The 11970-nt window shown below is 43.8% G+C and carries 9 protein-coding genes; 4 read left to right on the forward strand and 5 right to left on the reverse strand.

The genetic code is table 11. The features are described 5' to 3' along the window. From EA408_13150 to EA408_13165, 4 genes are all read left to right on the forward strand, one after another. Window positions 1-266, forward strand: a 266-nt coding sequence (locus EA408_13150; GenBank protein TVR68702.1) for a hypothetical protein, incomplete at its 5' end; no start/stop codon positions are given. 35 nt (window positions 267-301) lie between these two features. Continuing rightward, complete coding sequence (locus EA408_13155; GenBank protein TVR68703.1) at window positions 302-1528, forward strand: hypothetical protein; 1227 nt, start codon at window positions 302-304, stop codon at window positions 1526-1528. 787 nt (window positions 1529-2315) lie between these two features. Then, complete coding sequence (locus EA408_13160) at window positions 2316-3410, forward strand: hypothetical protein (protein TVR68704.1); 1095 nt, start codon at window positions 2316-2318, stop codon at window positions 3408-3410. Next, window positions 3400-3609, forward strand: a complete 210-nt coding sequence (locus EA408_13165) for a hypothetical protein (GenBank protein TVR68705.1) — start codon at window positions 3400-3402, stop codon at window positions 3607-3609. The genes EA408_13160 and EA408_13165 overlap by 11 nt, the downstream gene beginning before the upstream one ends. A gap of 63 nt (window positions 3610-3672) precedes the next feature. Here the strand turns inward: EA408_13165 and EA408_13170 are convergent, their stop codons facing one another. From EA408_13170 to EA408_13190, 5 genes are all read right to left on the reverse strand, one after another. Continuing rightward, a complete protein-coding gene (locus tag EA408_13170; protein ID TVR68706.1) occupies window positions 3673-6705 on the reverse strand; it encodes an efflux RND transporter permease subunit in 3033 nt (1010 codons plus the stop codon). A 57-nt stretch (window positions 6706-6762) separates the two neighbouring features. Next, window positions 6763-9984: an efflux RND transporter permease subunit gene (locus EA408_13175; protein ID TVR68707.1), complete on the reverse strand. Its 3222-nt coding sequence runs from the start codon at window positions 9982-9984 to the stop codon at window positions 6763-6765. Between the two features lie 22 nt (window positions 9985-10006). Continuing rightward, complete coding sequence (locus EA408_13180; GenBank protein TVR68708.1) at window positions 10007-11089, reverse strand: efflux RND transporter periplasmic adaptor subunit; 1083 nt, start codon at window positions 11087-11089, stop codon at window positions 10007-10009. Between the two features lie 104 nt (window positions 11090-11193). Then, a complete protein-coding gene (locus tag EA408_13185) occupies window positions 11194-11643 on the reverse strand; it encodes a hypothetical protein (protein TVR68709.1) in 450 nt (149 codons plus the stop codon). Beyond that, a partial coding sequence (locus EA408_13190; GenBank protein TVR68710.1) for a hypothetical protein occupies window positions 11640-11970 on the reverse strand: 331 nt, incomplete at its 5' end. The genes EA408_13185 and EA408_13190, both read right to left, overlap by 4 nt.

The following is an 11970-nucleotide window of genomic DNA, read 5'->3' on the forward strand; positions in this document are numbered from 1 at the left end:
TACACTCGACCGATAATTTTAAAGTTCTTTATATTATCCTGGGAAGAAGTTATGAGAGGTTTATAGATAATCTTGCAGAATACGAGTCTGATTATATATTGCCAAATGTTCAGCCTTATGTGGTTATGGACCCGGATTACAGGTTCCTTGACAATAACATGGTAATCGAACGAGAGATTTTGGACAGGAGCATTCTGATTGGCCCTGATAACAAAATAAAATTGATCGGACCTCCCCTGACTTGTCCACTTTTTTTAAGCATGTAATCAAGAATAAGCCCACATAAGTTGCAATTCTTGTTTTGCTTATTATTATGTGTGTGGCTTCTTTTTCAAACCATGGTGATTCACTGTATATGAAATACTATCATTCAAAACTACTATCGATTATGCTTTGTCTTAACAAATATGTTTTAATATTTCTGAACACCAAGCGCTTGCTGATTATTTCAATAACTATTAGTGGAACAATACCAATTATTCTTGGATGCAATCAAAAAAAACTTAACCCCCATGAACTATTTGATATGTTTGAACACAAGGTAAGTGTCTCCACAAACCTGTTATTTGAAAATAATGAGATTAATGGTTATGGGATTACTATGTTAGATACTTTGTTATTAATGAAAATTCAGGGGAGCTATAACTATCAAATATATGACCTGAAGAATAAAAGACCCGTTAAGAGATTTGGCAGACAAGGCAGAGGCCCGGGAGAATATCCTATGCTACCGCAATTTATTTTCCAATCACCAGAACATGGAAATCTTAAAGTCCTTTACAGAAACAGGCTGGATATTTACTCTATTGACAGCCTGATAAATTCAGAAAATTATCTGCCAACCTCTCATGCAATTCCTGAAGGCCCCGTATTTCTCCGTGCATCACAGGTAAATCCTAAAACCATAATCGGTATAGGATTATTCGAGAAAGGCATGTATGGGATAATTCATGAAGGAGAATATACTGGCTCATACATTGATTATCCGCTCAATGAGAAGTATAATAATATTGAGCCATATTTGTTAGCTATAGCATATCAAGGTTTTATAGTATGTCATCCGAGTGATGATAAATGTGTCAGGGCATTTAGCAATGGAGGTGTATTACAATTTCTTACAATAAGTAATGGAACTCCTATAATAACAAATCAAATAATTACCACTTTACCTGACATTGAAATCAGGACAATAGCTGGCGCTACTTCAGCCAGGGCAACTTCTGACACCCGGGGATACCGGGGGCTTGCAGGAACCTCCGGGTTTGTATATGCTATATATTCAGATTTAATACCAGATTCCCGGGAAACACATATAAGATCGATGTACGGTAAGCATCTCTTAGTTTTTGATTGGGAAGGGAACCCTCTAATTCATTTTACTCTAGATGAAGGTATTTCCAGTTTGTTCGTGGATCAAAACGATAAATATGCTTATGGTTCCACCTCTATGGGAGATATAGTAAGGATTCCTATATTCCTTAATTCTCGATTGAAACAGGAAGATATTGTAAATAAAGTCTGTCAATAAATTATAAAAGGAAACATTGGGTAAAACAGTTGAGATCGGGATGTTAGAATCAGTCCGGCAGGGAGACATGGTAATCCCTTTCGGGGAATTCCGCGACCGGTTCCCCTTCATCTCACTGGTCTACCTTAAAGATGGCTGCTTCCCTTGCTATCCAAGGTTTTAGAGTGGCAGATAAGGATTGATTCGCTTGATACAGGAGATAAGTTTAAAGTTCTCTATATAATCTTGGGAAGAAGTTATGATAGGTTTATATCCAGATCGAAAAGAAAAAGTACATTAGATTTCTATAAACGGTTCCATCTTTGAGAGCAAATGGTTGTTTATAGAAGATAGCCATTCACAATTATTTCAGGTCATTCACAAAAAAGTAATGCATTCTGCAAGAATGATTTGCTAAATGATACAATTAGTATTAACTTGAATTCAGAAGTCTTTTAATCCAGGATCAAGATTCTGAATCTATGCAGGATTCGGATATATATGACAATAACCCTGGGGTTAAAAGAAGAGGAAGCAACAATAGTTCAATTGCCATATGCTTCCTCTTCAGGCTCCCCTTCTAAAAGAAAGGAGGTGAATATGCCGGGAGACAGGAATAATTGAACGGGTACGTCCTGTTCGGGAACAATATAAAGATATTCAAGCCATTCAGTTTTTCAAGCTCCTGATTTTGTAAATTTAAAAGTAATGATCAAAAAATTAAACTGCAATTATGAAAAGGAAAATAATTATAGCAATAGCTTCAGGCCTGTTTATAGCAGCATCAATCCTCAATATTTAGTGTAAAATGAAACATTATCTGTGGATTATTTTATTATTGGCAGCGGGATGTAATACTGCTGAAGATCTTAATATCAAAATAGTTGATGAGTTCCTGGTTGAATTTTCAGTCACAGGAGAATATATCGGTTATGAACCTTTGCCTCTTTGCCCGGAAAGAATTCTGATAATTGATTCACTATTGATCCTGAAAAACGGGAATATGTGTAATGATGTTTTCTTTTATGTATATAATAAAATCAACGGAGATTATTTAAGTTCATTTGGGAACCGGGGCAGGGGACCAAATGAATATTTTGCTGTTCAAGAATCAGGGCAATATATTATAAAGTATAATGAATCAATCAGCTTATGGATTAGAGGTGACAGAAACAGGTTAGAGTTACTAAATATTACCAGTTCCTTGAAAAATAATGATATAGTAATCGATGAAAAAATTCCGGTTATTGGTCAGTATATTTTTCACCCCTCAGACCTTTTTGTTTTGACTTATGGAAATCTGATCGGCAAGGCATTGTCAGAAAAAGGCAGACTTTTTCATTTTGACATGGAAGCTAACCATTTTTCCAGGGTTGATTATTTTCCTGAGGTCAATATTCTGCCTTTCGACTCTGAAATGATCCCTAACCTATATATCGGACCGATAAGGATTAAGCCAGATAATTCAAAAATAGTTTCTGCTTTGCAGTTATTTAAGCAGATTGATGTTTTCTCAGTCAATGCAGATCACCTTTTTTCCATTCTGTTTAATGACAGTCCGCGAAACCCTCAGTTTTATACTAACCCGGCTAATCCGATACCTGGTGACCTGAAGCATTATTATTATGATATTTATTTAACCGATAAGTATATATATGCACTTAACCTAAATATATACGAAGACGATATAAATAAAGAAACAGATACAGGTTATTCAGAATTACACGTGTTTTCCTGGCAAGGGCATCCACTTGCCTGCTACAGGCTAAATCATGTTTTGTATTCTATTGCTGTAGATGAGGAAGAAGGTTGGTTATATGGGCTGCTTATCCCGACAGGCGAATATATTGAAAGTAATGTTGTCAGATTTAAACTATATGATTTAATACAAGATGAACAGTAAATTATTTCTGATAGTAGTCAGCGCTATCCTGCGAGACCCTGATACTGGGAAAAATTTTGACTTTTATGAAACCGAATGGTTTATCCAGGGCAATGCAGTAGTCTATCTGTTCAGCTTTTCTTCATCTGACAATAGGTTTTATAAAGATAAAAAACAAGAAATCCGGTTATTATTAGAAGATCTGCAGATAATCAACTGATTTCATATTTATTTGGAGATGGGGGCATGACACAGGTGGAGTGTATATTGCAGAGTATTCATATCAATTATAAAAATACCAGTAAACAAGTGGAATAAAGTAGAGGCTTACGAGCGTGCCCATTGCCATCCCTCCGATTACTGCAAGTGCGAGAGGTTCCTGAAGTTCAGATCCCATATCGCGGCTAATAAGCACCGGCGTAAGGGCGAGGATTGTCGTAAGGCTGGTCATCACTATTGGCTTAAGTCTCCGGGTACCGCCGGTATGCAAGGCTTCCATTAGAGGCATGCCGGCTGCCCTGAGGTGGTTTATGGTATCAATTTTCAATATGGAATCATTGATAACAATACCGGCCATAACCACGATTCCGATCATAGACATGATATTGATACCGGCTCCTGCAATATAGAGTGCAAGGAACACACCTGCCAGGTTCATCGGTATTTCAAGCATCACGATAAGCGGCTGGAGCAATGATTCGAACTGGGCTGCAAGTATGAAATACAGCAGCAAAAGGGAAATAAGAATCACGAGCATCATTTCACGTATCAGTATCCTGGTCTCAAACCAGCTACCTGCGAAGCTAACGTCGAGTGTTTCATCCTGCCTTACAATCTGTTCGACTCCACCGACAAGTCCTCCAGGCCTGCTACCGGGATTATTGAACACTACCGGTATATATTCCCCTTCTCTTCCCGCAGTTATGGTGCTGTATCCGGTCTCTTTCCAGGTATCGACCAGGGCGGAGACCGGGATGTTCACCCCTTCGGAATTTCTAACCTGCAGTGTGCCGATGATCTCTTCTATGACCTTCTCTTCTTCTCCCAGAACAATGGGTACAAGTGTCTGCTCTGCCCTGAGCCTGCCTATTTCGTACTGGTCGAGTGCTGTTCGTATCTGTGAGTACAGGAAATTCTGGTTTACCTTATATAGCAGCAGCCTGTCCGGACGTATTCCCAGTACCAGGTTCTCTCCAACGGGTAAAGGTTGTATTTCTGCATCTGTATATCTGGCGGTTATTCTCCCTGTTATTCCGGTAACTTTTTCCACATCAGGAACTCTTTGTCCCCTGATGCTTGTTATCCTGGCTACCATCGGGGGCTGCTGTGATTCAAATATACGGTCGAACACGTTTGCAGGTGGTTCAAAGCTTACCCTGGCCAGGGGATAGTTTCCGGCAACAAGCGATTGCAATCTTTCAACCAGCGATGAGAGTGATTCCGGGTCGGGGGACCTCAGGTAAACGTGTGCATGTGAAATGTCGAGATCCATATCCCTGTTTAACAGGAATTGCTGCCTGCCTGTGTAGGCTCCGGATTCGACTATCAGTCCGTTGCAGCTACCGGTAAGAAATAATACCCTTGTATTGTTCTCATCGAGGTGTATGTTTTCATTCCAGTCGATAACCATGACAGTTTCGGTTTGCCTGAGCGGCGGCATTTTTTGAAGTGGCAGGAGCAGATACAGTGCGCCTGCAATGATCAGCAACAATACAAAGCCACCCATAGCCAGACGGCGGTATTTAAAAACGAGATCGAAACCACGGTTGTAGGCATTCTCAAGCCTGAACACCTGTAGCGACCGCAGGTGCTTCTTATCATTCTTGCGCCTTGTTTTGAGGTGGACAAGATGATAGAGGGTTGGGATAAGTGTTACTGATACCACGAGTGATGCAAATAATCCCGATGCCACTGCAATGGCCTGATCATAGAAGAGAGCTCCGGCAATGCCGCTGAGGAAAATAAGGGGGATAAATACCGCACAAGTGGTCAGTACAGATGATATAAGCGGCCTTATCACCTCATTGGTGCCCCTGATACATGCTTCGTGCAGAGGATGGCCCCTTTCGATATGCTGGGTAATATTGTCAATTACGATAATCGAGTTGTCGATCATCATACCCACACCAAGGATAAGTCCGGAAAGTGAGATGATATTGAGCGACAGTCCCGTGAGATTGAAGAAGAGCAGGCTTATTATCAGTGCTGTCGGCACGCTCATGGCTATCAGGAAGGGAGACCGTACATCTTTGAGGAACAGGAACATGATGAGGATGGCGAGGCTGCCGCCAAGGATCAGGTTATTTCTAAGGCTTCTGATAGTATAGTTCAGAATGCCGGTCTGGTCTCTTGACAATTCAAAACGAATTTGCGGGTAATCTTCTTCAAAACTGGCTGTAAGATCTGTCATAGCCTCTTTCATGTCGTTCATGCGGGCTTCGGACTGTTTTATAACTGCCATACTCACTGCAGGTTTGTCATTATACCGGAAGAGCCCCCCGGGCTCCCGCGGGCGTAGCCTGACCGTTGCCAGTTCCTGCAGCCTGAACAACCTGTTGCCTGCCATGATCATTATGTTCCCTACATCTTCTACTGTGTGGAGTGTTGATGTAAATCGCACATTGTACTGGTATATCCCGTCACGTACCATAAGACTTCCCAGGGTGACGTTATTCTGCTCCATAGCCAGCCTTATATCTTCGTGTGTCAGGCCCAGTCCCCTCATGACCCCCTGGTCGGGTATCACCGATACCTCCGGGTACACGAGTCCGCTAACATCGACCATTGCAACTTCAGGAAGCTGCTCTATACGCTTTCGAATGACCCAATCGGCAAATTCGCTTAACTCCAGGAACCGGTTCAGATCATCTCCGGTTACGGGGCTGTCAATAAAAAGGTTGAGATAGAAAACAGGAATATCAGATGCACTTGCCTTTATTACCCTTGGCCTTTCAAAATCAGCCGGCAGGTTACCCATAATTGCATCGATTTTCTCGTTTACCTCGATGTAGAGGTAATCCATGTTCGAACCGTGAGTGAACCTGAGGCGTACAAGTGCGTTACCATCACGCGTCTCGCTCCCGATATCAGTGAGTCTGCCCACCTGCAGCAACTGTTGTCTGAGGGGGCTTACTACAGTATTCTCCAGTTCCCTGGCCGATGTATTTGGATGGGATACCTGCACCGTTATTTCGGGTATCTGGATATCAGGCAAAAGAGACACAGGAAGCAGTCCCCCGCTCACCAAACCCAGCAATACAAGCGCCAGGAAGGTCATAATAACGGCAACAGGCCTGTTTATAAGGAATTTTACCATTTCTCAAAGCATTTTATAAGCCTCTTCATAATCTGCTATATTTATACATCAGCCACATCACAGAGATGGTCCGGTCACATTTTTAGCTGGTAGCGGACTATTTATTGGTTTGACATCTCTAATCAGCAACGGAAGAAATATTACAAGCATAACCACCGAAAAAGCCAGTCCCCCGATAGTCCCCGCCGCAAGCGCGAACCAGAACGATTCCGTACGCCCGGTCATCAGAAAGGGGGTTAGTCCCAGTACGGTCGATATGACCGTGAGCAGAACAGGGATGATCTTGGCATTGTAGGCCTTAATGTACATATTTATGCCTGTTAGTCCCGGATTGCTTTTTCGCAGGTTATTGAGATCATTCAATATATAAAGGGCCGAATTGACAACTATACCGCTAAGGAAGAGGAAAGCTGCATAACCGCCCTGGTCGAAGTTGAAGTTGAAAAGGTAGAATGTAAGAAACACCCCGATGTAGGAGAGGGGTAGCATCAGTATTACGGCAAGCGGCTGCAGCAACGATTCCAGCAAAATGGCGCATATGAAGAATATTATCAATATCACCAGCAGTATCAGGCTGTATTGCCTTTGTTCACCAAATCTCCAGACAAACCCTTCCATAGGGTCAAACGCCCTGAAACCAAGTGGCAGCCACTCATTTGCCTCCTCAATTTCACGGTCTCTGACCATCCTTGCCAGCTCTTGCGGACCAATAAAATCGTACATCAGGGTTAAGAAATACTGTTGATTGAGCTTTGATATAGCATCGGGAGCCCTGGTGCGTGATATCCCGGCAACTTCGTTTAATTTGAATGCCCTGCCGCTTCTTCCGCCGATCATGGTATTCTTCACATCCCACAGGCCAAGTTCATCTGCGCTGCCTGACCTTAATCTCATTGGCACGTACTCGCCGCCGGACATTTCCCCGAAAGGGCCCGAATCATGTATAAATAGGCTTGTGAGATATGAATAAACGCCCGGTATTGAATACCCCAGTCTCGTAAGGGCTTCTTTGTCGAAGTCCATATAATATTCCGTTCTCAGGTCAAGCTGCCATATATTGCGGCTGGATTGAAGGTGAACGCGCTGTATGCGGGGGTGATTTTCAAGCTTCCCGGCTACCCTGCCGGCATATGACATCAGCATCTCATAATTATAGCCGGTAAGCCTTATTCCGGGACTTGACCGGTCAAATAACCGGTTAGAGAAACCCTGTCCGACACCATAAACCGTGAAATCGGCTCCCCCTGAATAGATTGCCTTCTGTTCCAGAAGGCTTTTAAGCCGGAACGGAAAGAAGGTGTTCTCATGTTCAGGGTAAAAATGAATTTCAATACTGCCCCTTTCGGGTCCATGTACACGGGTGTGGTATTGCTCTACCTCATCGAACCGTGCCAGGAAATTCTCAAAGTCTTCCATCACTGAGTTGCAATGATCTATTGTTGATCCTTCGGGCAGGTAAGCCCATACATGGAGTCTTGTTCGTTCGGGCTGAGTAAAAAATGACCGTTCTGATACGTGGTAGACGAATAACCTGAGAGTGCCCCCCAGCACCTTGTCGGCTACCGGCCTTATTGACTTGTTGTAAGTTTCGCTGCCCAGTGTTGAATTATACACCGAATTGTACCACCTTTCACCCTCAATCTTTTCGGGCAGCCAGAATACCGGAATACCGAAGCCAAGAACTCCGGCGATGATAAAAGCTATCCTGTATCTCCTGCCAAAAGCTATGAACCTGCGGTAGTAACCGTTGAACCCGGCCACCATTCTTTTTCTCCGTACCATCCGGGCTGACTTTTTCACTCTAAGGGGTATCTTCTCCATAAGCGCCGGCACAAAAAAGATCGCTATAAACAGGCAGATGGCGAGGTTGATGATCACCACCATCGAAAAATCCACAAGGTTCACCTTCTGGTTCTCGTCGAGGAAAAATATTACCGACAGTGCACCGATGGTTGTCAGAGTAGCTGCCAGCAGCGCAATGAAAACCCTGAGGTTCTTCTTGTGGCGCAGGTGGTCTATCATCACTATTGTATTGTCTATCAGTATTCCCAGTGACACCGTGATGCCCGCGAGGGAATACAGGTGGATTTCAACGCCAAGCAGGAAATAAAACATAAAGCCGATAATAATATTTGCCAGAAGGCTTATGGCAACTATGAAAAGGTAGCGGCGCTGCAGTGTTACCAGGTAGACAAACAACAGGAGGATCAGAAGTGAAAAAGCTGTGCGCATTATGTTTTTGTTGAGCTCGGCCCTGAGAAATCCGGTCGAATCATGGGCGATGGTTATAGAAAACCCCGGGGGCAGCTCATGTTGAAGAAGCCTTATCCTTTCCTTTATCTCACGGGCAACAGTCAGGTGATTTGCTCCCCTTTCGGCGTAGATGGTCATATTGACCGTGCTCAGGCCATTTATCCTGTAGTACCTTGTAGCCTTTTGCTCAACAAAAGCGGGGGTGGCCACTTCAGTCAATCTTATTATCCTTTGCCCCGATACTGCCACAGGTATATCTTCCCAGTTGAAACTTTCGTTTCTGTTGCCTTTCAGCCGTAGGTTAACCCTGTTTTCCCTTTCATCACGGCGATCAATAATTACTTGTCCGAGTTCCCTGTTTGCAAGGTAGTTATGGATAGCGGCCCTCAGGGTATTCTGGTCTATTCCAAGCTCATGCATCTTGTGCGGGTCATACTCCAAATTCCATTCGAACGGTAGCATGCCGTCAATATTAATCGAATAGATACCCGGGATATCAGCAAGCCTTCTTTTTACAACATCTTCAGCATACCTTCCAATGGTAAAAACAGTAGTATTCGCGTTTATTGTATAGGTTAGCAGTGCGGTCTCACTGTCGTCGGGCCTGTTCAGGGTAAGAAGGGGACGGCTGACACCTTCAGGCAGTTTGGGGTAAACCTGCCTTATAAGGGCAGCTATCTCAAATCTGGCGGCATCCATGTCGGCCGTCCTGTCGTAGGTAATCCTTATCCAGCCGCCACCACGATACGAGCTGGACTCGATCTCCCTTATACCCCTTACGGTGGAAAACGCACCTTCGAGTGGTCCGGTTACCTGCATTTCCACAACCCTGCCGCTGATGTTTGGCCACATATAGCTTACAGTAATAGATGGCAGGGTGCGTGAGGGCAGGAATTTGAAGGAGGTAAGGGGAGCCATAGATAATCCGCCTATTATCAGCACCACGAAAATGACGTTCGTGGTAAACGCTGACAGTCCGAATGGCAGCAGGGCAGGGGAGGTGGATTTGACGGTGGGACTATCCATGGGTGCCGTTTGGTTATTAATCTCAGTCAGCTCTCTTTACCCGTGTTTCATGCGCCAGGTTGAAATTTCCGGATATTATCACTTCCTGACCCTCGGTGAGGCCTTCATTAACAGTAAACTGCCGGCTGTTTTCAAGGCCGGTTTCAACATAGTTCCACATCGCCAGGCTATCCTGAAGGGTGAACACCACCTGCCTGCCCTGTCTGAGCACCAGGGCCTCACGCGGGATTATGAGCTGACCGGTCATCTCTCTTTTAATGATCACCTGCACGTTCATGCCATCGATCAGTTCCCCTGCGGGGTTATCAACAAGAGCCCTTACCATCACCATACCCTGTTCATCAACCCTTGGATCAAAACCTGTTACTTTTCCGGAGAAAGATTTATCTCTTGCGGCAAAGGGCCTGACTTCTACCGTCTGACCTGCAGCAATCATTGAGGTTTCAGATTCCAGAACCGGAAATCGTGCTTCAAGCTGACTGTTGTCGACAATTACACAGAAGTTCTGGTAAGCCGAACTGTGGTTATGTGGTTTTGCTTCAAGTCCCGCTATAACGCCGCTTACCGGTGCCTTTAACCTTGTGCCGCTCATTTGGTAACGCGCCTCGGCCAGATCGTTGAGCGCTGCATTATAGCCGCTTCTTATCCGCGCCATGTTCCAGATATGTTCGGGCACTCTCAGGCTATCGCGAAGGAAGTAGCCATGCCCCAGAAGCACATCCTCCAGCTCCAGTCTCGTCCTTTCTACCTGGTCGAGCGCTCTTTCAAGCCTTGAAGTAAAGGGGAACTCTTCGAGGACTGCCAGGAGGTCACCCTTATTGACCCATTGGCCGTTGATCACGTTGACCTCTTTTATCATTTCGTTCACCCTGAAATGTACTGTAGCCTCGGTTACTGCCCGCAGGCGTCCGTTTGTAATAAGTTCTCTGGCAAAGCTGCCCCTTACGACGGGAGCTGTACGGACTTCAATGACCTCTGCATAATGCTCTCTCCTGGCAAGAGATGCGGCCTCATTATCATTTTGCACGCCGCAAGCGACAACCGTCATTAATATTATTACCGTAAAAACCGCCGGGATCCTTGATGAACAAATGAGTGGGGCCATGACTGGATTTGTTTTTGAAATTTGCAAAGCTGCTTTATACAGTATAAACCGAATAACACAAAAATGTCAACCAAGACTTTAGTTTACAAGTTAGGAATTTTTTTTTATTTTCTATAAACTTCTTCTTCCGGCCTGATCAGCAGAAAGGCTTTTGACACCCATACAGCATCCAGCTCATCTTCGCGGTATTCAACAATGCCCCAGTGAGGATCGCCTATTACGAATTTCTTGTTGCTCCATCCATACAATGTAAAACAATAATCATAACCGGTCTTCTTTTCTGAGGGCAGAATGACAGGTTTGTAAAACTCTTTCATAAAACTTATGTCTCCCTCGTAACCTTCTGCCGCAAAACCTTCAGCGCGGGCTGCTTCCATGATTCCGTGCAAACTGAGTTTATGTTTCCCGTCCATAATGGATTTATGAAATTCGTGAATAGGAAAGCTATGGCCAAAATAACTCAATACCGATGCAAGGCAACCTATCGCGGCAGGAATCCTTTTATCAGTCTTGATGAATGAGGATTTTATCTTATGGATGTTTGCAGATGTCATATTCCTTTTTGGTTTTTTCTGATCAGGTCTTCTATTATTTCAACCGCTTCAAAAGAATTGTTTTTTTTCTCTAACTGAGTCTTCATGTGACGAATATTGGTTTTGTAGAAATCATAATTTGCCTTTATGAGACCAAGCTTTTTTATGATCGTTTTTTGTGAATCTATAAATATGCCGCCCCTGAGGCCAATTTTATGGTACATGACCCTGGCACCGTTGCCTGGCTGGTCCCAATCCGGAGAAACCGGGTAAACAAGCATTGGTATTTCATGAAGGATACATTCTGTTATTGTGTTCATTCCTCCATGTGTTATCATTATGTCACAA

This window comes from Marinilabiliales bacterium, assembly GCA_007695015.1.
Classification (GTDB): domain Bacteria; phylum Bacteroidota; class Bacteroidia; order Bacteroidales; family PUMT01; genus PXAP01.